Annotated in this window: 24 protein-coding genes and 1 pseudogene; 23 read left to right on the top strand and 2 right to left on the bottom strand. The window is 36.1% G+C overall.

The annotated features are described in order from the left end of the window. Together LRP83_RS03845 and LRP83_RS03840 are read left to right on the top strand one after the other, a co-directional pair. Positions 1-882, top strand: a complete 882-nt coding sequence (locus tag LRP83_RS03845) for a response regulator (RefSeq protein ID WP_230495361.1) — start codon at positions 1-3, stop codon at positions 880-882. A 192-nt stretch (positions 883-1,074) separates the two neighbouring features. Next, the gene (locus tag LRP83_RS03840; protein WP_230495360.1) at positions 1,075-2,346 is read left to right on the top strand and encodes a cation:dicarboxylate symporter family transporter; all 1,272 of its coding nucleotides are present in this window, start codon (positions 1,075-1,077) and stop codon (positions 2,344-2,346) included. A gap of 43 nt (positions 2,347-2,389) precedes the next feature. On the opposite strand, the gene LRP83_RS03835 is transcribed toward LRP83_RS03840, so the two are convergent. Further along, positions 2,390-2,581, bottom strand: a complete 192-nt coding sequence (locus tag LRP83_RS03835; protein ID WP_230495359.1) for a hypothetical protein — start codon at positions 2,579-2,581, stop codon at positions 2,390-2,392. Between the two features lie 161 nt (positions 2,582-2,742). On the opposite strand from LRP83_RS03835, the gene LRP83_RS03830 reads away from it, so the two are divergent. The 19 genes and pseudogenes from LRP83_RS03830 to LRP83_RS03745 all read left to right on the top strand — a co-directional run bounded on the left by LRP83_RS03830 (position 2,743) and on the right by LRP83_RS03745 (position 20,363). Further along, positions 2,743-3,450, top strand: a complete 708-nt coding sequence (locus tag LRP83_RS03830) for a M48 family metallopeptidase (RefSeq protein ID WP_230495358.1) — start codon at positions 2,743-2,745, stop codon at positions 3,448-3,450. A gap of 121 nt (positions 3,451-3,571) precedes the next feature. Next, the gene (locus LRP83_RS03825) at positions 3,572-4,180 is read left to right on the top strand and encodes a TetR/AcrR family transcriptional regulator (RefSeq protein ID WP_230495357.1); all 609 of its coding nucleotides are present in this window, start codon (positions 3,572-3,574) and stop codon (positions 4,178-4,180) included. Positions 4,181-4,894: 714 nt separating this feature from the next. Next, positions 4,895-6,157, top strand: coding sequence for an S-layer homology domain-containing protein (locus LRP83_RS03820; RefSeq protein WP_230495356.1), 1,263 nt, complete (start codon positions 4,895-4,897; stop codon positions 6,155-6,157). 33 nt (positions 6,158-6,190) lie between these two features. Further along, positions 6,191-7,831: an ABC transporter substrate-binding protein gene (locus LRP83_RS03815; protein WP_230495355.1), complete on the top strand. Its 1,641-nt coding sequence runs from the start codon at positions 6,191-6,193 to the stop codon at positions 7,829-7,831. A gap of 266 nt (positions 7,832-8,097) precedes the next feature. After that, the gene (locus LRP83_RS03810; protein ID WP_230495354.1) at positions 8,098-9,060 is read left to right on the top strand and encodes an ABC transporter permease; all 963 of its coding nucleotides are present in this window, start codon (positions 8,098-8,100) and stop codon (positions 9,058-9,060) included. A gap of 16 nt (positions 9,061-9,076) precedes the next feature. Beyond that, positions 9,077-10,018: an ABC transporter permease gene (locus LRP83_RS03805; protein ID WP_230495353.1), complete on the top strand. Its 942-nt coding sequence runs from the start codon at positions 9,077-9,079 to the stop codon at positions 10,016-10,018. A gap of 12 nt (positions 10,019-10,030) precedes the next feature. Beyond that, on the top strand, positions 10,031-11,041 hold the full coding sequence (locus LRP83_RS03800; protein ID WP_230495352.1) for an ABC transporter ATP-binding protein: 1,011 nt from the start codon (positions 10,031-10,033) through the stop codon (positions 11,039-11,041). Continuing rightward, complete coding sequence (locus LRP83_RS03795; protein ID WP_230495560.1) at positions 11,041-12,069, top strand: ABC transporter ATP-binding protein; 1,029 nt, start codon at positions 11,041-11,043, stop codon at positions 12,067-12,069. Before LRP83_RS03800 ends, LRP83_RS03795 begins: the two co-directional genes overlap by 1 nt. A 54-nt stretch (positions 12,070-12,123) precedes the next feature. Continuing rightward, on the top strand, positions 12,124-12,834 hold the full coding sequence (locus LRP83_RS03790) for a response regulator transcription factor (protein WP_230495351.1): 711 nt from the start codon (positions 12,124-12,126) through the stop codon (positions 12,832-12,834). A gap of 292 nt (positions 12,835-13,126) precedes the next feature. Further along, entirely contained in the window at positions 13,127-14,113 is a 987-nt protein-coding gene (locus tag LRP83_RS03785; protein WP_230495350.1) for an acyltransferase family protein, read from the top strand. A gap of 374 nt (positions 14,114-14,487) precedes the next feature. Beyond that, positions 14,488-14,610: a hypothetical protein gene (locus tag LRP83_RS23185; RefSeq protein ID WP_290369487.1), complete on the top strand. Its 123-nt coding sequence runs from the start codon at positions 14,488-14,490 to the stop codon at positions 14,608-14,610. Between the two features lie 81 nt (positions 14,611-14,691). Further along, positions 14,692-15,150, top strand: coding sequence for an SRPBCC family protein (locus LRP83_RS03780; protein ID WP_230495349.1), 459 nt, complete (start codon positions 14,692-14,694; stop codon positions 15,148-15,150). Positions 15,151-15,525: 375 nt separating this feature from the next. Further along, positions 15,526-15,819: a hypothetical protein gene (locus LRP83_RS03775; RefSeq protein ID WP_230495348.1), complete on the top strand. Its 294-nt coding sequence runs from the start codon at positions 15,526-15,528 to the stop codon at positions 15,817-15,819. 40 nt (positions 15,820-15,859) lie between these two features. Continuing rightward, positions 15,860-15,955: pseudogene (locus tag LRP83_RS03770) on the top strand (carbohydrate ABC transporter permease); the annotation flags it as partial. An 88-nt stretch (positions 15,956-16,043) separates the two neighbouring features. Then, positions 16,044-16,550 (top strand): Lrp/AsnC family transcriptional regulator, encoded by a 507-nt coding sequence (locus tag LRP83_RS03765; RefSeq protein WP_290369486.1) that lies wholly within the window; start codon positions 16,044-16,046, stop codon positions 16,548-16,550. 12 nt (positions 16,551-16,562) lie between these two features. Further along, the gene (locus LRP83_RS03760) at positions 16,563-17,177 is read left to right on the top strand and encodes a LysE family translocator (protein ID WP_230495346.1); all 615 of its coding nucleotides are present in this window, start codon (positions 16,563-16,565) and stop codon (positions 17,175-17,177) included. 170 nt (positions 17,178-17,347) lie between these two features. Further along, positions 17,348-17,776 (top strand): hypothetical protein, encoded by a 429-nt coding sequence (locus tag LRP83_RS03755; RefSeq protein WP_230495345.1) that lies wholly within the window; start codon positions 17,348-17,350, stop codon positions 17,774-17,776. Positions 17,777-18,110: 334 nt separating this feature from the next. Beyond that, positions 18,111-19,343: a DUF438 domain-containing protein gene (locus LRP83_RS03750; protein WP_230495344.1), complete on the top strand. Its 1,233-nt coding sequence runs from the start codon at positions 18,111-18,113 to the stop codon at positions 19,341-19,343. Between the two features lie 294 nt (positions 19,344-19,637). Then, entirely contained in the window at positions 19,638-20,363 is a 726-nt protein-coding gene (locus LRP83_RS03745) for a hypothetical protein (protein ID WP_230495343.1), read from the top strand. Between the two features lie 138 nt (positions 20,364-20,501). Here LRP83_RS03745 and LRP83_RS03740 read toward each other — a convergent pair whose 3' ends face one another. Then, on the bottom strand, positions 20,502-20,660 hold the full coding sequence (locus LRP83_RS03740) for a hypothetical protein (RefSeq protein WP_230495342.1): 159 nt from the start codon (positions 20,658-20,660) through the stop codon (positions 20,502-20,504). A 164-nt stretch (positions 20,661-20,824) separates the two neighbouring features. On the opposite strand from LRP83_RS03740, the gene LRP83_RS03735 reads away from it, so the two are divergent. Together LRP83_RS03735 and LRP83_RS03730 are read left to right on the top strand one after the other, a co-directional pair. Continuing rightward, positions 20,825-22,573, top strand: coding sequence for an S-layer homology domain-containing protein (locus LRP83_RS03735; protein ID WP_230495341.1), 1,749 nt, complete (start codon positions 20,825-20,827; stop codon positions 22,571-22,573). Next, entirely contained in the window at positions 22,563-22,832 is a 270-nt protein-coding gene (locus LRP83_RS03730) for a DUF3006 domain-containing protein (protein ID WP_230495340.1), read from the top strand. Before LRP83_RS03735 ends, LRP83_RS03730 begins: the two co-directional genes overlap by 11 nt. The last annotated feature ends 125 nt before the right edge of the window (positions 22,833-22,957 follow it).

The following is a 22,957-nucleotide window of genomic DNA, read 5'->3' as shown; positions in this document are numbered from 1 at the left end:
TTGAGATATTTTATTGTAGATGATGATACAGCAAGCCGTAGAATGTTAGAGAAAATTATTTCTGAGGCTGAAATTGGAGTGGTAGTCGGTGAAGCGGAATCTGGATTGGACTCCATCCCTCTTGTTTTATCAATACATCCTGATGTTGTTTTAATCGACTTTTTAATGCCAAAACTAGATGGTATTGAGACAATTGAACAATTAAGAGCGCAAGGATTTCAAGGGCAGTTTGTCATGATTTCTCAAGTAGTAAACAAGGAAATGGTCGGAGAAGCCTATGAAAAGGGTATTGAATTCTTTATTCATAAGCCAATCAATCGGTTAGAAGTACAAAGTATTCTGAAAAAAAATGCAGAACAGTCTCGGCTCAGACAATCATTAATGGCCATTCGGGAATCTCTCGCCTTTGTCGAGTCAACCCGATATACACCTAAACAACGTAGTGTGAAAGAGATTGTACATTCCATATTAAATGAAATGGGGATTATCGGAGAAGCGGGAAGTGGAGATATGGTATTGATGATGGAATATTTAATCCACCGCAAGGATACCACAGCCCTATTGCCGCCACTTAAGGAATTATATGAGGCCATTTCATGCTCTGAAAAAGATGTAAAAAAAGAAACGAAATCAATGGAACAACGAATTCGCAGAGCCATTATGGCAGCATTAAATAACTTAGCTTCATTAGGAACATTCGATTATACAAATCCTAAGTTTGAATATTATGCACCCCGTTATTTCGAATTCCAAGAAATTAGGGTACGTATGAAGGAACTGGACCAAGAATGCATGGAACCAACGAAAGTAAAAATTAATATTAAAAAGTTCCTTCAAGTCTTGTTTCTTGATACTGTAGAAAAATACTCTCAGCAATCATAGTCGAATTGATACCTCCCCCAGCTAATTGGCTGGGGTTTTAACGTTTTTTTTTTGATTAGTTAAAGATTCTAAAACAGGTCATGTAGGATTCTGTAGGATTTCATAATCTCCTCATATAATGAACTTACATTTTATAATTAACAGAAAAAATAGTAAGCGTTTACATTTTATGGATAGGGGATGATTTGGGGGATGAAAAAGTTTAAGTTTAGCTTAGCTTACCAAATTCTTGTAGGTTTGGCATTAGGGGTTATCGTAGGGGCGATTTTTTATGGAAACCCTGCAGTAGGAACTTATTTACAGCCAGTGGGAGATATCTTTATTCGCTTAATCAAAATGATTGTCGTTCCAATTGTTATTTCAACACTAATCCTTGGTGTAGCTGGAACAGGGGATATGAAAAAGTTAGGGAAACTTGGTGGAAAGACCATTCTTTACTTTGAAATTGTTACAACGATTGCCATAATAGTAGGTTTATTGGCGGCAAATATTATGAAACCGGGCGTTGGGGTGGATATGTCCAAACTAGCGAAAGGCGATATTCAAAAATATGTTGATACAACGAGTGAAGCAACAAGTCATAGTTTTGCTGAAACATTTGTCAATATTGTACCGAAAAACATTATCGAGTCGTTAGCTAATGGGGAAATGCTTGCGATTATTTTCTTTGCTGTAATGTTTGGGTTAGGAATTGCTGCGATCGGTGAAAAAGGAAAACCGGTCCTTGCATTCTTTCAAGGTACGGCAGACGCAATGTTTTGGGTAACAAACCAAGTGATGAAATTTGCTCCATTTGGTGTTTTTGCCTTAATCGGAGTAACCGTATCCAAATTTGGTGTTGAATCTTTAATTCCACTTGGAAAATTAGTGATTTGTGTATACGGAACAATGCTCCTTTTTGTATTTGCTATATTAGGTGGTATTGCGAAGTTATGTGGAACTAGCATTTTTCACTTAATTAAGATTTTAAAGGACGAAATCATTTTAGCTTATTCGACAGCCAGTTCCGAAACTGTATTACCAAAAGTGATGGAGAAAATGGAGAAATACGGGTGTCCAAAAGACGTAGTATCATTCGTTGTTCCAACTGGCTATTCGTTTAACTTAGACGGTTCCACGCTATATCAAGCATTAGCAGCTATATTCATTGCTCAAATGTACGGCATCGATTTAAGTATTACTCAACAAATTTCATTAATGTTAGTACTAATGGTTACATCTAAAGGAATTGCAGGGGTACCAGGTGTTTCCTTTGTTGTTCTATTAGCAACATTAGGAACAGTTGGCATTCCATTAGAAGGATTAGCCTTTATTGCAGGTATTGATCGAATTCTAGATATGGCTCGTACTGTTGTTAATGTTCTCGGTAATTCATTAGCTGCAATCGTTATGTCTAAGTGGGAAGGACGTTTTGATTCAAAGAAAGGCAAACAATACATTACGTCACTTCAAAAAGCTGCTTAATAAAATGAAAAAGCGAACAGTGCCTGTCACTGTTCGCTTATGTTTATTCTTCTAAAACTAATTCCTGTTTTTCCCTCTCTAATTCCATTGCAGAAACAATATAAGCAAACCCATTCAATAAAAAGTAAATCACATTAGACTGTACTTGCTCTGTTTCTCCTAAATACGTGTTTAATATAATAAAGACTGAAAATAAAACAACAAAAAATAACGCGATTTTATTAAAAATGTTCATTTTTATCAGTCCCTTCATAAAGATTCGTATTGTTATCATATTTGCTTTATGCTAGTCTTATGCATACTACAATGGGCTTTGTTTACATAACTGGATGAATAGTGCATACCTAGACATTCAAAGGAAGGTCATTAATTTTCATATACAATAAAGGTGATGACATGATACATACATTTTCCGGTGAGACCATTCATTTTGATTTAACATATAAAAATCGTAAATCAATGAATATTCAGATCGATCTTTATGGCAATGTTCAAGTGCAGGCTCCTAAAGGGACAACGGAAGAAAAAGTACTTCAATTATTAGAGGAAAAGTGGGAGCGAATTTTACATAAAAGGTTAGAAATGAAGGAACGACTGAATGGAATACAGAAGAAGGTCTATGATCACGGTGAAACCTTCCTCTACTTAGGAAATAGCTATCCGATACAGATTTTCGAAGAAAGCGATATCTCCCAAGACTATGTTGTTTTTCAAGAGGATAAGTTAAACATATTTGTTAAACAGCTTGAAGATGAAAGAATACAAACTGCATTAAAACGATTTTATTATCAACAGTGTAAAGCGTTAGTTGAGAAGAGTATTAAAACATATCAAATCAATTTTAAAGTAAAGCCACGTTCTATTCGTATTAATGATAGTAAAACTACTTGGGGAACTTGTGATGCCAAACAACAACTAACCTTTAATTGGAAGTTAGCGATGGCGCCAATGAAAGTCATCGATTATGTTGTCGTTCACGAAATGTGCCATATGGTTCATCTCAATCACGATCGTTCCTTTTGGCGACTTGTTGGAAAAATACAACCCGATTATGAGCAGCAGGAAAAATGGTTAGCGTTATCTAGTTGGAAAATGAATGTTTGAAATAAGGATGACAGGCACTTAATAGTATGTTTAAATTAGGATTGAGTTGGAAGGGTTTTGTGCTAGGCAGAAAACACAAGCTCCTACGTTCAAATATAGGTGATACTACAAGGAGGCAATCATGGCACCAATTGTTTCGGATGATTATAAAGAGAAAAAAAGGCAGGATATTCTAGATAGTGCGATGATCTGTTTTGCAAAAAAGGGTTATGAGACAACTACTGTGGATGAAATATGCAAACAGTCCCGTGTAAGTAAAGGCACAATTTATACTTATTTTAAAAGTAAAGCAGAGATTTATATGGATTTAATGGAACGGCAAACGATTGATTCCGTAACCAAAATAAATTCAATTTTAGTAAGTTTACCTACGACTTTTGAAAAATTGGACTTTCTGTTCTCTGTTTATGACAAGGATTATTCGGAGGTAACAATCGGTGAACTTGTTGTAAATCTGGAATTTAAGCTTCATTCTTCTAGACATCCAGAAGTTAATGAGAAACTTTCTGCTATGCGTCAAAAATATACGGTTGTTTACATAAAGGAAATCATCGAAGTTGGACAAAAAAATGGTGAAATAAACCAAAACTGTAGTGCAGAAATTTATGCAGAAGTATTTTGGACGATTTTACACGGGGTATTCATGCAGCTTGTTCACAAAGATTATCCTTATCATGAAGTACTTAAGGAAATGAAGGAATTATTTTATGAGAGAATGAAGGTTAAATGAAATGAATAACATGGAATAGAAGTGCCATAAGGTGTAGAGCTTTACGGCCTTATTTTTTGAGAAGAGTAATATTTTGATTTTCTTAAAATATATTTGAGACAGAAAAAGTGGTTGCTTTTAAATCAAATAATAAAGTTAGAAAAATATTACAATTATTCGTATATTTGTTAGTTTTTAGGAGGATAAAAAATTTTAGGAAATGAGAATTATCCGTTGAATCGCAATTGTTGATTGAATAAAGAGCATCTATCAAACTATAGATCTATTTCTTAAGAATATATAACTAAAAAGTCAGAAAATAGTAAATTTTTCCTAAACTTTAAGAAACCGTCTAGTCAGTTTAACCGAGTTTGTGTTATAAATAATATAATTAAATATCCAGTTCAAACGTTTCCACAAAACCAATAACATAGGATTTCTAAACTTGTTGGGGGTCAGACTTTTTTAATAAAAAGAGATCTGGCTCATTTAAGGGAACAGAGATGGGTATAAAAGAAACTGTCTAGTCAGTTTAATATGTGTGGAGAATTAGATTTTACACAAAAGCCTAATAGGGGCTAGTTAGATTGATAGTAAGTATCCTTCAAATAATCTAACTAGTTCTACCAAATTTAATAAAAAAAATTTTAGGTTTAAACAAACTGTCTAGTCAGTTTTAACATCAATGCTTGAACACTATTCTTAGCTGTATCAATCACAAGGGGGTCAAAGAAGTTGAATTGGAAAAAGATTCTTATCACAGGAACTCTAGCAACAACACTTACATTTAGCAGTATGTCTGCATTAGCAGTCAGTTTTGATGATGTAAGCTCAAACGAAACATCGATTAGTAAATTAGTAGCTTTAGGGATTGTCGTAAATGCAGGAGCAAACTTTAATCCAGAAAAAGGATTAACCCGACAAGAGTTTGCTGAAATTGCCGGTAGAATCATGACGGTTCAAGCTGCAAAAACAGTAAAGCTAAAAGATACAAAGAATGCAGCAGCTGTTAAAGCTGTTAGCGCAGGAATTTTAAAAGTAGGAAAAAGCGGTGATTTCAAACCGAAGAATGCTATTACATACTCCGATTTAGCAAGAGGATTAGCATTGGGTCTTGGTTTCAAAGCTAGCTGGACAAATGATCTAGTTGATTATTTATATTTCCTAGAGCGTAAAGGTGTTTTAAGTATTGATACAGACTTAGATGCTGTTGTTACAAGAGAAGATGCTGCTTTAGCTATCGATAATTATATGAAAGCTAAAGATAGCTATACAATCTCTACAGGTATAGTGGAACGTTTGCAAGGTAATCTTGTGGTCATTAAAACGGAATCAGGAAACAAATCTTACAAATTCAGCTCCAATGCTACTGTGTTCTTAGATGAACAAAAAGCTGAATTGAGTAGTGTGGCTAAAGCGACAAAAATCCATTTAACTCTTAATAAAAAGGGTGAAGTGGCATATGCAGAAGGTAATTCACTAGAAATGTTCGATGGTAAATTAGGATATTCAGGCGGTAGCTTAACTTTAAATGGTGCTCCGAAAAACTTCCTATTAAATGGATTAGTATCAAGTCTTCCCAATAGCCCTAATGTTCCATTTACATTTACAGAGTTCAGTAACTACGCAGCTAAAGCAGGCGTTAGCTTTGAGGGTGGAATGTATGGCGATACAGTAACAGATGAAATTACGATTTTGGATGCCTATATTACAAAAGTGGCTAAGCGTGAAGTGACAGTTAAAGGGGACAAAGTAGTATTTGACTTCAAAAATGTTGCTCTAAAAGAACAAAGCTTCTCTTTTGCCGCAGATGCAAAATTTACTTTTGTTGAAACTGTAAAGGATTCAGCTGGAAAAGACACGTCTACAACTAAAGCAGTAACTCTTGCTGAGATAGTCGCCTTACAAGCAGCTGGAAAAAAATTCACTGGAGTTCTTACTGCAGGACCAGATGGATTGGCAACATCCATCGAATTTGCAGAAAAAGTGGGAGAATAACCATTAAACTATAATGTTAGGAGAATAAAAGAGATGCAAAATTTCAAAAAGAAATTATTAACTACATCATTAGCATCAGCTGTTGCACTTAGCGGTTTTTCGTTCTTAGGTACGGATAGTGCAGATGCGGCTCGTCCTGGTTTTGACCCAAAGAAAGTCGGCGGTAAAGTGATCTTAACTTCCTTCTCAGATGCGGTTAGATTAATTCCATATACAACAAACGACTCTGCTTCAAATAGAATTCAAGGGATGATTTTTGATGCCTTATTAAGCACTAATCAAAATGGAGATCCAATCCCATCTTTAGCAACAAAATACACGTTTGATAAAAAATCGAACACCTACACATTTGATCTAAGAAAAGGTGTAAAGTGGCACGATGGTAAACCATTCACAGCGGATGATGTGGTTTTTTCTTACAATATGTTTATGAATCCTAAATCCATTAATAGTTATAAAAATGATTTCAAAGCGATAAAAAGTGTAACTAAGGTAAATTCTCACCAAGTAAAGATTGCATTAAAAGAAGTGGATGCCCTAATCGTAACGAATGTATTTTCTGCTGCTGCGATTATTCCGGAGCACCAATTTCCTAAGGGTGTAGACGATTATAACAAGAACACAAAAATTCACCGTAATCCAATTGGTACAGGTCCTTTCAAGTTTAAGGAATGGAAAACAGATGAGCGTGTGGTTGTAGTTGCTAACAAGAGCTATTGGGATGGTCGTCCATACATGGATGAAGTCATTACACGTATTCTACCTGATGCGAACGTTGAAGCAATTAACCTCTTAAAAGGGGATGTTGACTGGGTAGAAGCTTTAACACCTGCCACCATCGGGCAAGTTGCAAAAGATAAAGATTTGAAAATTACAAAATGGGATTACGGCCAATTTGACTATGTTGGTTTTAATGCAGAGAAAGCACCTTTTACTGATAAAAATGTGCGAATTGCCTTAACACATGCTTTAGACCGTCAATCAATTGTGGATAAAATTTACCTTGGTAAAGCCTATATTGCATCAGGTCCATTCCATCCGAAGATTCCTCAAAACAACACTAGTGTAAAAGCGCTATCGTTTGATCCGAAGAAAGCTGAAGATATGCTTGATAAAGCGGGTTGGAAGCTACAAAATGGTGTTCGTGAGAAAAATGGTAAGAAATTAGAATTTGATTTCTACTATAATAACGGAAGCAAAACACGTGAAAAAATCGGTTTGCTAACACAACAAAACTGGGCAAAAATTGGTGTAAAAGTAAACGTTCGCAGCTTAGAGTGGTCCATCTTCCTTGATAGACTTGATAAAGGAGAAATGGACACCTATGCACTCGGCTGGGGCGGATATGATGGAAATGTTGAACACAGTGGTTTCTTCCATACTGATGCAATCCCTACGAGTACTAAAAGCGGTAACAACGCTACACGTATTTCTGATCCGAAAATCGATAAGTGGTTAGATGACTACCGGAAAGAAACAGACCGTAACAAACGCATTAAATTATACCAAGACATGCACAAATATATGGCTGAAAACGGAACTCTCATTTGGACAGTACATCCAATGAAAAACATGGGCCATGATAAAGACTTAAAAGGAATTAAAACGACACTGTCTTCAGCCATGTTCAATTTACAAGATTGGTACTGGGGAACAGCTTCAAAAAGAAAATAAAAAGTAGTAGATAAGCGGCCGTTAGCGACTAAGTCGCGAGCGGCTTTCTTAATAAATTGGCTCTGTTAAAGCTCATTGTTGATTATAGTAAGAAACTAACAGAAGTGGACTATAACAAAAGGGATTGTGTTCCGTGCAATGTTGTAAAGCCGGTGAGTAATAATGAAAAAGGCAGTCTTTTCATTCGTAGTAATGTCAACAATGATGTTTAACAGAACCAATAAATTAAGATATACAAATAATGCTAAAAGAAAGTAGTGAGACTTTTGACCAAATATATATTTCGTAGAACACTTCAAGCAATTCCGTTATTATTTATTATCTCAATCATTTCTTTCTTACTCATGACACTCGCCCCTGGAGATCCGACTGCCATGTATCAAAACCCTGAGGCAGGTAACGAACAGGACTTTACAGCCATAAAAGAACAGCTAGGGGTGGATCAACCCATTTATATTCAATATTATAAGTGGCTGAAACTTTTAGTTTTAGAAGGAAATCTAGGTTACTCCTTCCAAGATGGGCAGCCAGTTATGGATAAAATCGTAAGTAGAATTCCTGCAACTTTAACATTAATGGGAACAGCGATGTTCATTGCAATTCTTCTAGCTATCCCGATTGGTGTGTATTCGGCAGTTAAGAAGTACTCCCCAATTGACTATATTTTTACATTTAATAGTTTTCTAGGCATTGCCGTTCCATCCTTTTTTATCGCGCTAGTAGTCATTTTAGTATTCTCTTTAAAATTAGAATGGTTTCCAGCATCAGGATTGAGATCAAATTTTGATACCTTTGACTTAAAAGATAGACTACATCATTTAGTCCTTCCTTCGTTAACACTTGCCTTCGGATTAGTCGCATCCATGTCACGTTTTATGCGCTCTAGTATGCTTGAAGTAATCAAACAGGATTTCGTTAGAACGGCAAGAGCAAAAGGTTTAACAGAGCGAGTGGTTATTTATAAGCATGCCCTCCGTAATGCACTAATTCCGATTATCACAATATTAGCCTTACAACTCCCTGCCCTATTTGGAGGAACATTATTCATCGAGCAGCTGTTTGCATGGCCTGGAATGGGAAGACTTTCGGTTAGTGCCATCTTTATCAGAGACTACCAAGTTATTATGGGTACAACAATGATTGCTGCGGTAATGGTTGTAGCATCCAATTTAATAGCAGATATTCTTTATGCTTTAGTGGATCCGCGTATCCAACTAGGCAAGAACTAGAGAGGAGATAGATGATATGGGAATTCCAAATCCATCTGTGAACAGGCCAGTAGCATTGAATGTGAAAAAAATGACAGGAAATGATTATAAGATTGAAGGTAAAGCTTCCGTCATTTGGCGTCGTTATAAAAAAAATAAATTGGCCGTTGTAGGCTTAGGCGTATTTACTCTTATGTGTTTATTAGCAATTTTTGCGCCACTTTTAACGCCGTATCGCCCTGATGTATATGATATTTTTGACTCCTATTATCCTCCGGGAACAATTCCAGAATCAGGCGAATTCCATCTGATGGGTACTGATTCTATGGGGGGAGACATTTGGACACGTATCGTATTCGGGGCAAGAATTTCACTAAGTGTAGCATTACTTGCCATGATTTGTACGGTTTCAGTAGGAATTATATATGGTGCTATCTCAGGTTATTTCGGGGGTTGGGTTGATAACATCATGATGCGTATTGTGGATGCGATTCAATCCATTCCGACGTTCTTCTTATTATTAATTGTAGCGGCGATTATCACACCATCCTTATGGTCAACGGTTCTTGTATTGAGTGTATTCGGTTGGACGGGAATGGCCCGTATTGTACGCGGTGAAATTTTAACATTAAAAAAGCGTGACTTTATTGAGGCGGCAAGGGCAACTGGTGAAAAGAAATCAGCAACGATTTTTTATCACGTACTACCGAATGCGATTGCTCCAATCACTGTTATTGCAACATTAGATATTGCCTCAAATATTCTCGCAGAGTCTTCACTAAGCTTTTTAGGCTTAGGAATCCAGCCACCAACACCAAGCTGGGGGAACATGTTAACGTCTGCACAGGAACTAACAACAGTAATGGATTATGTATGGGTCGTTATTTTTCCAGGTTTATTTATTATCTTGACCGTATTAGCCGTAAATTTTATTGGTGATGGACTTCGTGATGCTCTTGATCCAAAAATGAAAGATTAGGAGGAACACTCGATGTCAACAACTACTACTAAAACAAAAACAGACACAATCGTATCAGTAGAAAATTTAAAAACCTATTTTTATACAGAAGATGGAACAGTTCCTGCTATTGATGGAGTGAGCTTTGAAGTAAAGAGAGGAGAAACTCTTGCCATTGTTGGTGAATCCGGGAGTGGTAAAAGTGTTACTTCCTTATCCATTATGAGATTAATACCACAGCCACCTGGGAAGATAGTGAATGGTGATATTAAATTTAATGGAGAGAGTTTACTAATTAAAACAGAAAAGGAAATGCGATCGATTCGTGGAAATCGCATTTCGATGATCTTTCAAGAACCTATGACATCTTTAAACCCGGTGTATAAAATTGGCGATCAGATCTCTGAATCAATTATTATACATCAAAAGAAATCGAAGAAAGAAGCTTTAGCAGAGGCTATAAACCTACTAAATTTAGTTGGTATTCCTGAACCGGAGCGCCGTATTAATCAATATCCACATGAGCTATCTGGAGGGATGAGACAGCGTGTGATGATCGCCATTGCTTTAGCCTGTCAACCAGAGTTACTTATTGCGGATGAGCCCACAACCGCACTCGATGTAACAATTCAAAACCAAATCCTACAATTAATGAAGACACTAAAACAGAAGATTAATATGTCCATCATGCTAATTACCCATGATTTAGGCGTAGTGGCAGAAATGGCAGATAATGTTGTTGTTATGTATGCGGGGCAAGTAGTGGAACAAGGCGATGTTTATACGATTTTTGAAAATCCAAAGCATCCATATACAGAAGGTCTACTTAAATCGATGCCAAGTGCAGAAAAGCGTATCGGAAAGCTTTATGCGATTGAAGGTGTTGTACCGAATCCATTGAATCTCCCTAGCGGCTGCCGTTTTGCAGCTCGTTGTGAATACGCAACTGCCCTTTGTTATGATGAAATGCCTGATATTCAAAAGATAGGGAATGAAGAAGCGGTTCGTTGCTGGAAATACACACACCGTTGGGAGGGTAAATGATGATTAGTGGAATAATGGACCCAGTAAAAACAAAAGAAACCGTCGGGAATGGAAAAAGTGAGGTACTTTTAAGTGTAAAGGATTTGAAAATGCATTTCCCAATCAAGGGTGGTTTACTTGGCAGAACACAAGGATATGTGAAAGCGGTAGATGGAGTTACCTTTGATATTTTCAGGGGTGAAACATTGGGTCTTGTTGGAGAAAGTGGTTGTGGCAAATCGACAACAGGACGTGCGCTTTTACGTCTACTTGAAGCAACAAGCGGATCTGTTCGGTTTGATGGTAAAGATATTTTCGCATTATCTGAAAATGATTTAAGGACGGCAAGACGTGAAATGCAATTAATTTTTCAAGACCCGTTCTCCTCTTTAAATCCAAGGCTTAGTGTTGGTGAAACACTTGATCGAGTTCTGAAGATCCACGGATTGGGATCGAAAGAAGAAAGAGAAAACCGTATTAAAGAAATTCTAGAATTAGTCGGTTTGACTAGCTTCCATATGCGTCGTTATCCACATGAATTTAGTGGCGGACAAAGACAGCGAATTGGAATTGCTCGAGCTTTAACACTAAATCCGAAATTAATTGTTTTGGATGAGCCAGTATCTGCGCTTGATGTATCGATCCAATCTCAGGTAGTAAATTTGCTTGAAGATCTACAAGAACAATTAGGGCTAACTTATCTTTTTGTCTCGCATGGATTAAATATCGTTCGTCATATTAGTGATCGTGTTGGCGTAATGTATTTAGGGAAAATGGTGGAATTAGCCGATTCGGATACGTTATTTGAGGAACCAAAGCATCCATACACTCAAGCATTAATGTCCGCTAACCCGATTGCGAATCCTAGATTACGTGATAAGCCAAAAATTATTTTACAAGGGGACGTACCGAGTCCAATCAACCCTCCGTCTGGATGTTATTTCCATACGCGTTGCCCATATGCTCAACCAAAATGTCGTGAGGAAGCGCCTGAGTTCGTAAAGACTGGTGAAAATCAATACGTCGCCTGTCATTATCCTCTTTCCTAAACAGGGGATTACGTTTTCATAAGGGGGGAAGTACATCTAAAGGAGGAGTTAAGAGTGAATAAGAAAATCTTATTAATAGATGAAGATCGACAAAATAGTAGAAAGTTCATGCAATACTTCGAGAAATCCTTTATTGTCAATACTTATCATGATGGATTGCAAGGGCTCATCAAAGCGATGGAATGGAAACCAAATATCATCATCCTCAATCATTCTTTATTAAATGTAAATAGTATTGAACTTTGTCGGCAAATCCACCAACAGCTTCATACAATAATAATTGTCATTGGAGCAACATTGACTGAGGAGGATATCGTTGGATTTTATCATGCAGGTGCCTATGAGGTTTGTGTTGGTCCCATAAGTTATCCCGTTCTTCGTTGTAAATTAAGGGTTTTATTAAACCTCGAGGCCTCTGAAAAGAAAGAGGATGCAGGAGCTATATATAAGATTGGTAGACTTACCATGTACAAAAAAGATTACAAGGTTCTACAAGGTAACAAAGAACTTAAATTTACAAGAAAAGAGTTTTCCGTTCTATGGAACCTTGCTAAAAAACATAATACGGTCGTAACACGAGAGGAACTCCTACAGCTTGTATGGAGCTCCTCCCAATCAGAGGACGACCGAATGATTGACACTCACGTAAACCGCATCCGCAAAAAACTTAAACAACACTCTATTAACCTCAACATCAAAACTGTCTGGGGCATCGGCTACGCACTTCAAAGTGAAGAAATGAAGGAAGTAATGAAGATGGCTTAGCTAGGTTCAGTTTTAGTATCACGAAAAGTTCAAGTCAATACAATAGAGCCAATCCCTTACATAGGGATTGGTTCTTTTTGTATTTAGTCATTAGAGACGTAGTTGTTTTAGCATAGGTATATATAATTATTATTTCAAAATTGTAATGACTATGAAATAGAAAGTTAGCTAAACAAAATACTCCTGTAATAATTTGAGGGTAATATGGTAAAAGACAATTTTCATCTAAATGTTAAGGTTACAAAAAGAATAGCAATATACCTTTTTTAAAAATTAACGATGGGGTGATACCATGTCTTCTACTTCAAAAAGGAGTAAATACTTTGATAATGCAAAATTCATTTTAATTTTTCTCGTTGTTTTTGGGCATCTCATTAGTCCATTAAAAGAACAAGATGGAATTCTTTTCACTTTATATACAGTCATTTTTTTATTCCACATGCCTGCGTTTATCTTAATTTCGGGCTACTTTGCTAAAGGTTATAAAAACAAAGGCTATCTTTTAAAGTCCGTTAAGAAAATATTACTTCCTTACTTTATTTTTCAAATCATCTATTCTATTTATTATTTCTTGGTTGGGAAGGAAGAAACCTTACACTTCGACTTTTTACATCCTCACTGGTCGCTATGGTTTTTATTGAGCTTGTTTTTTTGGAATTTACTTCTATATGTATTTGCGCCTTTAAGGTGGTATGGATTAGTCGTAGCCGTTTTATTGGGAATTGTCATTGGTTTTGTTGATGAAGTCGGAAGTTTTTTAAGCTTATCAAGGACATTTGTATTTTTCCCCTATTTTCTATTGGGGTTCTTACTTAATGGAGATCTGTTAAAGAAAGCGATTAGGGCTAAATATTCAGTACCAGTCGGAGTATTCATTATTATCGGGACTTTATTATTTTTTGGATTCTGGTTCCCCGAAAATGCAGTCCCTTGGTTATTAGGTTCAACCTCTTATGCAAATATGGGTGGAGAAGAGATGGCAGATGGAGTCTTTAGAGGAATCCAATATACCATAACATTAATCGTTATTTTTGGATTTCTAGCGCTTATCCCTTCTAGCCCGCATAAAGTATCAGAAATAGGTGAAAGAACTTTGTATGTTTATTTGTTCCATGGATTTATTATAAAATCCATTCAAGCAGTTGTTCCAGACAGAAGTTTATTCTCATTTTCAGGCTACTACCTTTTACTCTTTGGTGTTTCCTTGTTAATTTGCTTCATTCTTGGAAGCTATTTAACTAAGAAGTATACGCGGCCACTTGTTGAGCTAAAGGTTTAATGGAATAAAAATTGTTATGTAGGGAACCTGCCCCTTAAAATGCATATTTCTAGCCTGTGCCTGCCCATTAAACCTTGGGCAGGTACTTTTTTGTTCAAAATGGTGGCTATGTGGCATCTTTTAATCTTCTTTTAACCTGTAAGTCTATCGAAAGTGGCATTATCAACCGTTTTTTTAGTTTTATCAACCAAAATTTTTAATTTAACAACTGACGCTTAATAGTTATCAACCGTTTTTATTGAATTATCAACATTCGACACGCAATTCCAAATCTACTTTAGATTAGTTATTTCATATTTGGTATGATTCTTTATATATAGTGACTGACTCTGTGGTGTACCCCACAGTTTATGATGTACGAGGGAGGGGGGAGAATGTATAAAGGTAGCAAGTTTGTTGTAATAACAGAATTAAGTAAAGAAACGTTAAGAAATTATGCAGAAGTTAAGTTACTAGAGCCTGCTTATAGAGGATTTATTAATATAAAAGAGAAATAAAATTCAGTTGCAAATTGAAGACCTTCGGCTCCAAACCGAAGAGATAGATGAATTTCTTGCATCTGGTAAGGAGGAAAACGAATGATCCAGTGGAAAGAAGAAACGATTATTGAAGCAAATATTGAGCAAGTATGGGAGCTCTTTTTAGATAAAAACATCAAGAAAATCATGCCTAAAGTGGACGAGCACACGTTAATAGAGAAAACGGAAGGAGAAGTAGGAGCAAAGCATCAGCAGAAATATCGCGAAGGTAAACGAGTCGAAACGTATATTGTAGACACATTAGCTTACGAAAATAAACCTGAAAAAAAGGTAAAGCAGATTAGCTTCGTATTAGGGAAGGCTTTTGAGATTAATCTCACTTTTACATTGGAAAAGCTGGATGACCGGATCACTAAATTCATTTACGAAGGACAAAATAAAGGGGTAAATTTCGTTGGCCGTGCGATGTTAAAACTAGGCAGCGAAAAAAGCAATAATCAAGTCGTCCAAGAGTTCATGGAAAAAGTAAAACAAGAAGCAATGAAAGCCAATCGGTAAAATTTTTTAACACGTTAAAGCGCTAGGGGACAGTCCCTCAGCGCTTTAAAGGCATGCAGAGTTTGTTAACATGCCTAAACTAAGTAAATCAATTTTCAAAACGCACTCATTATAATTAAACCATTTTAAATACAAAACTTGAATGTTACATAATGCTATGTAATAATATTGTTGTGTAACATAGTCTTAAATAGAAAAGTAAAAGCCATCTAAAATAAAAATGACTACTACTAAAGAGAACCCCCAAAAAAATAGATGTACCTTAGCCCTCTTAGATAAAAAAAGTTAACAAGATGGATTCATACAGAGCTTCCACCTTTTTTCTCTTTTTTGATTATGGCTCTCCCTAATAAAAATATGAAGGAGGCAACTTGCATGGGCATCGAATTGGCTATCATATTATTAACCTATATCACTATTTTAGTTATGTCATATATGATCATTATTTGTATGAAGGATAAAGACGAGAGAGGTATAAGGATTGTTAACCAAGCTTATCAAAATGCTTTTTCTATTCTCTTGTTTAGTATCCTAGTTGTTATAGCGCTTATAAAACTGCCGCACATCACATTAAATAATCAGACCACCAGCTATCTTATCCTTATAAGCAAATTCATTTCAGTCTTAACACTTGGAGGAAGTATTTTTCTACTGAATAGAAATAAATGACTTTTTTGACCCAATACATTGATCCTAGCTAGTCATGTGACACTATATTATGGCTGCTTCAATGCCAGTACTCATTATCTATGCCTTCTTTAATAAGTACTTTATGAAAGGCATTTCTTTTACAGGAGATAAGTAATCCAAAACAACCTTGGTTATCCATACCAAGGTTGTTATTTTTTATTTTTATAAAGTAATACATTGTAAATGTTAATAAAATAGGTAAAATGGTAAAAAAATTTTCAAAGGTAAGGTGTTTTGTATTGGACTCTTTCGATATGAAGATAATTAATCAATTAATGAGTAATTCAAGAATAAAATGGGCTGATTTAGCATCTCATATAGGTTTATCCGCTCCGGCAACAGCTGACCGTGTCAATCGCTTAATGGAACAAGGTGTGATTAAGGATTTTGGAGTAATAGTAGATGCAGAGAGTGTAGGGTGTGACCTAACCGCTTTTGTAGCCGTATCGTTGGAACGGCCAGAACACAGAACTCCCTTTTTGAACTTAATTCATACATTATATGAAGTCCAAGAATGCCATCATATTGCAGGAGAGGACGATTACTTACTTAAAATTCGATGCCGGAATACTAAAGATTTAGACCGAGTCATTAGCCAAGAAATAAAAAGTCTTCGAGGTATAATCAGAACTAAAACAACCATTGTCATGGATACAGTAAAAGAAACGTATCAGCTCAAGCTCCAACAAGATAAATTTTCAATAGAGTAAAGGAGTATTTTGATGGATACTTTGTACTATCTAAAAGGAATAATCATAGGGATTTCGATCGCGGCTCCGGTTGGACCTATAGGTATTATTTGTATGAGAAGAACTCTAGCACAGGGTCGAATGATTGGTTTCGTTTCTGGATTGGGAGCAGCAACAGCTGATGCGATCTATGGTCTTATTGCAGGATTTGGTTTAGCCGCTATATCGAACTTCTTAATAGGGCAACAGTTTTGGATTCAATTAGCGGGAGGAATGTTTCTTTGTTATCTTGGCATTAAAACATTGGCTTCTAAAGCTCTACATACTACCACAGATACTCAAAGTAAGAATATGATGGGTGCCTTTTTATCGGTGTTTTTCCTGACGTTAACGAATCCCATGACGATTCTATCCTTCATAGCAATTTTTGCAGGTTTAGGGATTTCTAGCGCGGAGAGCAATACAGGTTCGGCGCTGCTGTTAGTTTCGGGGGTATTTAGTGGTTCAACATTGTGGTGGCTACTTCTTTGTAGTTGTGTAGGTTTGTTAAAGCAGCGGTTAAAGACAAATACTGTAACCCTTATTAACCGTTTATCAGGTGTCATAATTCTATTGTTTGGGGCATTTGCTCTATTTGGATTGCTCTAAAAAAACAAAACACTTGGAGGAAGCATTTTTCTACTGAACAAAAATAAATGACTTTTATGACTTGTTATGACTTTTTTTATGACCCAATACACTGCCGTTTATGACCTTTTAAAATTTATAGTAGTAAGTGTAGAAAACAAAAAATAAATTTTAAAAGGACGGTAATAAAAATGAAAAAAATTATTTTTCTTTCTTTGTTGTTTGTAGGTCTGTTATTAACAGGTTGCTCAGAGGAAACCTTGAAGTCGAAGTCTGAAAAGTTCTCCATCGAGGCAGAAAGTCTTGGGGATACAGTAGAAATAGTTAAGGACACATTGAAACCTCTTGAAAAAAAACATACTTTAAGCCTTAAGGATCAGGATCTAATTGTAACCCAAATTGAAAATCTAACAGAAGAAATGAATGATTTTAAGGAAGAAGAGGCACCGTTGTTGGCCAAGGTCGCTAAAAAAATCGCAGTAAAGGAATTAAATAAAAGGGAAAAAGAGCTTGTAAGTATTAAGGAAAAGGCACAAAACGATAAGGCGAAAGTAGCTGATATCAAAAGAATCCTTACGATCCTTTCAACGGATTTTGATATGAGCTCACTTAGAAAGTAACTGTCCATGAGGAACGGGACAAAAAAGAGTCAGGTTCCAGGTGCCATTCAGTTTCTGAATGATACCTGGAACCCTTAATTATTACTCGTTTTACATAGCCGTATACTAGCCCATAACCTTTTCTCCTCGTCTTCAACAATCAGGATCGATTTTTCCAATTGGTAACTTCCTAACTATCCTTCTTTATAAAATTCTTTAGCCCCAGTGAATATTCCTTTAATGTAATAAAGTTCACCATATACAAATGATGTACATCACAAACTTTCGCTTTACAAAGTGTTATTTTAATAGTGAGAAGCATTTTCACTAGACGGAATAACGAAGGAGAATCCTTATGAGTGAAATCATTAATAACCGTGAACAAGAAACTACAATAAATTCAAATCGTTTAACGATGCTAAAAAAAATATTTAAAGACCTACACGACGGAAAAAATGTAGATGAGGTAAAGGCTCATTTTGATGCGTTTATAGGGAAAATTACCATTGAAGAAATCTCCAAGCTCGGAAATGATTTTTTGGAGGAAGAAGGTATAGCGATCACAGAAGTCCATCGTTTGTACGCTGCCCATATGGAAATTTTTAAAGGGGCAATTCAAGAAGAATATCAAGAAATAAATCGTCCAGAAGACCAACCTGGACATCCTGTTCATACCTTTAAACTAGAAAATCGAGAACTTGATAAATTAGTACAATCGAAACTTAAAATCCATTTAGAATTATTTGAACAAGAGGATTCAACTGAAAATATCTACAAGTTAGCAGAAGATATCAACCTATTATTGGATATCGACAAACACTTCAGCCGAAAAGAAAATCTAATCTTCCCTTATTTAGAAAAGTACGGGATATACGGCCCGACAAATAATATGTGGAGAATCGATGATTTCATCCGTGACGCCATTAAGGATGCAAAGCAGCAATTGACTTCCTATAATGGTGACAAAAAAGCGATTAGCGAAGCTGTGCAATTTATCATCGCAGAAGTGAGCGGCATGATTTATCGAGAAGAAAACATCCTCTTTCCGATGGCATTAAGTCACTTTACCGAAGATGAATGGGTGAAAATCGCTCGTGAAAGCGATGAAATTGGATTTTGCCTAACTAGTCCTGAGGTTGAATGGAAGCCAGAAAGAAATAGGCTCGATGAAAAGGCGATTTCTGAGGGTTATATTAAGATGGAAACAGGAATTTTATCGTTAAAACAGCTTGAACTGTTATTAAACCATTTGCCAGTAGACATTACTTTTATTGATCAGGATGATGTGGTCCGTTATTTTTCACATGGTAAAGAACGAATTTTCGCCCGTACGAAAGCAGTAATCGGACGTACTGTCCAAAACTGTCATCCACCAAGAAGTGTCCATGTTGTAGAGGAACTATTGGCCGACTTTAAATCAGGCAAAAAAGACACAGAGGATTTCTATATAAAATTCCGTGATAAATATGTCTATATCCGCTATTTCGCCGTTCGCGATGAAAACGGAGAGTATATCGGCACCCTTGAATTCACGCAAAATATCGATCCGATTCAAGCAATTGAAGGGGAGAAGCGGATATTGGAGTAAGGGAGAAAGTATATTGGGCAACTAGGTAAGTTTTATGAGATTTTGAATAAAAACATGCACGAGATTGTGCAACTGAAGTAAGTTTTACAAGATTTTGAATAAAAGCCTATCTTATACTTGGCAACTGAGGTAGGCTATTTAAATTTTGGGGTAAAAATGCCTTGAATATTCCCTATTAGGTAAATGGTATATTAAATCCTCATCTACCGATAACACTTGATTATTTTTAACATTTTTCTAATTTACTAAACGAATGACCGTTTCAAAATCATAAATCAGCAATATTGATAGTAAATGAGTAAAGGAGTTGAGGAAATGGCAAGTGACAAAAAAAATAAGGACAAGGATAAAAATAAAGAAAAAAGTCATAAAAATAAAGATAAAAACAAAAGTAAGTCTAAAAATCCAACTGAATCAGTTGCGCCTAAAACAGCCAGAGAAGATACAGATGATAAAAAAGAAACATTAGAAAAAGCTACTCCAATTGTCTCTGAAGTCAGAGAAACTATAGAATGTAACGGAGAAACTGAGTCGAAGAGTGAAGCAGAAGGAATACAATCCTCCGTCTCCACAGGCGTAACCTGGACAGGCCCAACCTATTTTTTTACACAATCTAATACATTGCCCCCAATTGATATCCCTCCAGACGTGCAAACAACCATTCTTACACTGCCCGTTTTTACTACTCAGACTAATCAGAGAGTCAAAATAGATGCCTTCTTCCAGCTCATTATTGGATCAATCATCACTGCTCCTTCCTTTGCCTATACGTTTAATATTCAGTTGTATAGAAATTCAAGTTCAATTGTAAGTATAGATGTGGTAGCTAATGGTTATTCAAAGCCAGTTTCTATCGGTGTTTTTCAGGAATTACCTACCTTAACCTGGACTGATATACCACCAACTATTGGCATGCAAAAATATGAAATCTGTGTTCGTCGAATCACTTTAGGCAATGAAAATCATATAGACTCTGTCAGTGTTTTTACAAGAGCCTTAAATGCCATTGTCTTTCCTTAATTTATTTTACAAAACATATCCCCAAAAAAGTGGCCAACATTGATGTGTCGGCCACTTTTTTCAGGGTATACAATTAGTAAAATACTTTAATGAGTTCGATACCATTCACTAGCAGGAATAGCATTAATCTAATCTATTTTAATTTGATTCTGAACCTTTTTGTCCTATAATTTGTTGCTCAAGTCTAACAATTTGTCGCTCCAATCGTTGAATTTCACGATCAAGCAACACTAGGCGGCGATTGATTTCTGCACAATCACAATCAATCTCTTTTGGCCTTTTTTTCAAAAACCACATTATATGCACCTCTCTTATAATCACTAACTTAAGATATTCAATTGAAAGAAAGGTGCTTGTACAAGTAACTAATTATTAAATAAATATAAAATCATATTAATATCTTACATAAATAACCCCTTTTAATTAAAAGATAAATTTTAGAATAGAAAGGGGAATGCTTTTTGAAAAATAAAGTTTATCTCTTACTCATCACCTTAATCATAGGCATTAATCTACCGGCGCAGCCTACCCTAGCCAAAGTATTTTCCGATGTAACTCAATATGAAAACGAGGTAGGTTTTTTAACAGGTAGGGAAATTATCAAAGGCTACAACAATCAATTCCGTCCCCTTGATCCAATAAAACGGATTCAAGCGGTTCAAATGATTCTTAGAGAAAAACAAGTAGCACTCACTGGAGCACCAAATCCAGGTTTATCAGATATGAAACCAGGTGAGTACGGATATGAAGAAGTAGCGAAAGCAATTGAAATGGGGTTCATCGGTGGAAAAACCGATCCGAAAACAGGGAAGAAGTATTTTGACCCCTATGGGACATTGACAAGGGCACAAATGTCCAAGGTTTTATCTATCGCCTATGGTCTATCTGGTGTCTATCCTGGAGATTTTAAAGATGTCCCTAAAGGAAATTGGGCGCATGGCTATGTAGAGGCACTAGCCAAAAATAATATCACAACTGGCTATCCTGGGAACCTTTTTAAGCCCAATCAGCCCTTAACGCGTCAACACTTTGCTGTCTTTATGGCGCGAATGTTAAATGATGAGTTTAAGCCACTTCCTGATTTTCAGGTGCATTTTTTAGATGTCGGGCAAGGAGATAGTATATTAGTTCTGTTTCCAGACGGCAAGAACATGCTAGTTGATGGTGGAAAGCGAGAAATGGGTGACACAGTTGTTAAATATTTAAAAGAGCAAGGAGTTAATTCCATAGATTTAGTTGTATCAACCCACCCCGATGCCGATCATCTTGGTGGCCTGATAGATGTTCTAGAGAAAATGCCGGTAAAAGCAATTTTGGATAGTGGAAAAACACATACAACAATCGTATATAGTGATTACTTACGTTTAATCAAAGAAAAGGGAATCGGTGTAAGTATTGCAAAAGAAGGACAAGTGCTTAATTTAGATAAACGTGTAAAAGTAGAAGTTTTAAACAGCGGAGACATCAATGAGGATTTGAACGAAGCATCTATTGTTCTAAAATTAAGTATGGGTACAATCGATTTTCTATTAACCGGTGATGCCGGAACTAAGGAAGAAACTCATATGTACCAAACCTATAATGTAGAAGCAGAAATATTAAAAGCAGGTCATCATGGCTCCAATACTTCAACTAGTGCCTTATTTCTAGATGAAGTAAAACCAAAAGTGGCCATTCTTTCTTATGGATTAAATAATTCCTATGGTCATCCTCATAAGGAAGTGGTGGATAGACTTCTCCAATGGGGGACGACAATCTTTTCAACAGCCCAATCTGGGACTATCCTTGTTAAAACGAATGGTAAAACCTATGATGTGCTAGCCTCTCCGTGGGAATATGCTGAAAAAGCGAATGAAGGTAATAAGCCAGAACCGACACCGAAACCAACACCTTCACCGTCCATGGAAACAGGTAACCTTAAGATAACAGCATTAGATTTCGAAAAAGAAATAGCGTTCATTAAAAATATGGGTACTAATGACGTCAAAATGACAGGCTGGAAACTAGTAAGTGTGAATGGAAACCAGACATTCAATTTCCCTGACGGATTTGTCTTAAAAGCTGGTCAAACTGTTTTGATCACTTCAGGTCCAAATGCAGCGGAGAAACTCCCAAGTAAACTATTTTGGACAGAGAAGAACATATGGAATAATTCAGGCGATAGCGCTAAACTCTATGACCCATTTGGAAAATTGATTCATGCCAAATAACTTTCAAAGTGGTAAATACACAGTTGACCGATTTGAAGGTAAACTAGCTGTTTTACTGCTCCGAGATAATGAATCGATAGAAATCTTAGCCCCACGCAAAATATTGCCTGATGGTATTGAAGAAGGTAGCATTCTTCAAATAGATATTATTGATGGTAGTATCCAGTCTGTAGTATATTTGAAGAAAGAAACAGCTGTGGTTCGGAAACGAAATGTGGAGCTTCTTCAGGAGCTGGTAAAGAAAAACCGTTCTCTTTAGTTAGATAAACCGTTCCGTTTTGAGGTGCAAATCCTGTAAATGACAATGAAAAAGGCGTGCAATCTGACAACAGATTTGACACGCCTTTTTCATTTATGTTGGAGTCTTTGACATCAATAAATTTA

The organism is Pseudoneobacillus rhizosphaerae, assembly GCF_917563885.1.
Taxonomy (GTDB): Bacteria; Bacillota; Bacilli; order Bacillales; family Cytobacillaceae; genus Pseudoneobacillus; species Pseudoneobacillus rhizosphaerae.
The sequence above is the reverse complement of the archived record's forward strand: the minus strand, read 5'-3'. Positions and strand labels throughout refer to the sequence as shown.

Bases quoted from the DNA above. Each gene is read 5' to 3' on its own strand.
- LRP83_RS03775 (WP_230495348.1), top strand. From the start codon at position 15,526: ATGGGCATCGAATTGGCTATCATATTATTAACCTATATCACTATTTTA.
- LRP83_RS03825 (WP_230495357.1), top strand. From the start codon at position 3,572: ATGGCACCAATTGTTTCGGATGATTATAAAGAGAAAAAAAGGCAGGAT.
- LRP83_RS03745 (WP_230495343.1), top strand. From the start codon at position 19,638: ATGAGTAAAGGAGTTGAGGAAATGGCAAGTGACAAAAAAAATAAGGAC.
- LRP83_RS03765 (WP_290369486.1), top strand. From the start codon at position 16,044: ATGGTAAAAAAATTTTCAAAGGTAAGGTGTTTTGTATTGGACTCTTTC.
- LRP83_RS23185 (WP_290369487.1), top strand. From the start codon at position 14,488: ATGTATAAAGGTAGCAAGTTTGTTGTAATAACAGAATTAAGTAAAGAA.
- LRP83_RS03730 (WP_230495340.1), top strand. From the start codon at position 22,563: ATGCCAAATAACTTTCAAAGTGGTAAATACACAGTTGACCGATTTGAA.
- LRP83_RS03800 (WP_230495352.1), top strand. From the start codon at position 10,031: ATGTCAACAACTACTACTAAAACAAAAACAGACACAATCGTATCAGTA.
- LRP83_RS03830 (WP_230495358.1), top strand. From the start codon at position 2,743: ATGATACATACATTTTCCGGTGAGACCATTCATTTTGATTTAACATAT.
- LRP83_RS03755 (WP_230495345.1), top strand. From the start codon at position 17,348: ATGAAAAAAATTATTTTTCTTTCTTTGTTGTTTGTAGGTCTGTTATTA.
- LRP83_RS03840 (WP_230495360.1), top strand. From the start codon at position 1,075: ATGAAAAAGTTTAAGTTTAGCTTAGCTTACCAAATTCTTGTAGGTTTG.
- LRP83_RS03835 (WP_230495359.1), bottom strand. From the start codon at position 2,581: ATGAACATTTTTAATAAAATCGCGTTATTTTTTGTTGTTTTATTTTCA.
- LRP83_RS03795 (WP_230495560.1), top strand. From the start codon at position 11,041: ATGATTAGTGGAATAATGGACCCAGTAAAAACAAAAGAAACCGTCGGG.
- LRP83_RS03760 (WP_230495346.1), top strand. From the start codon at position 16,563: ATGGATACTTTGTACTATCTAAAAGGAATAATCATAGGGATTTCGATC.
- LRP83_RS03805 (WP_230495353.1), top strand. From the start codon at position 9,077: ATGGGAATTCCAAATCCATCTGTGAACAGGCCAGTAGCATTGAATGTG.
- LRP83_RS03815 (WP_230495355.1), top strand. From the start codon at position 6,191: ATGCAAAATTTCAAAAAGAAATTATTAACTACATCATTAGCATCAGCT.
- LRP83_RS03740 (WP_230495342.1), bottom strand. From the start codon at position 20,660: ATGTGGTTTTTGAAAAAAAGGCCAAAAGAGATTGATTGTGATTGTGCA.
- LRP83_RS03750 (WP_230495344.1), top strand. From the start codon at position 18,111: ATGAGTGAAATCATTAATAACCGTGAACAAGAAACTACAATAAATTCA.
- LRP83_RS03785 (WP_230495350.1), top strand. From the start codon at position 13,127: ATGTCTTCTACTTCAAAAAGGAGTAAATACTTTGATAATGCAAAATTC.
- LRP83_RS03780 (WP_230495349.1), top strand. From the start codon at position 14,692: ATGATCCAGTGGAAAGAAGAAACGATTATTGAAGCAAATATTGAGCAA.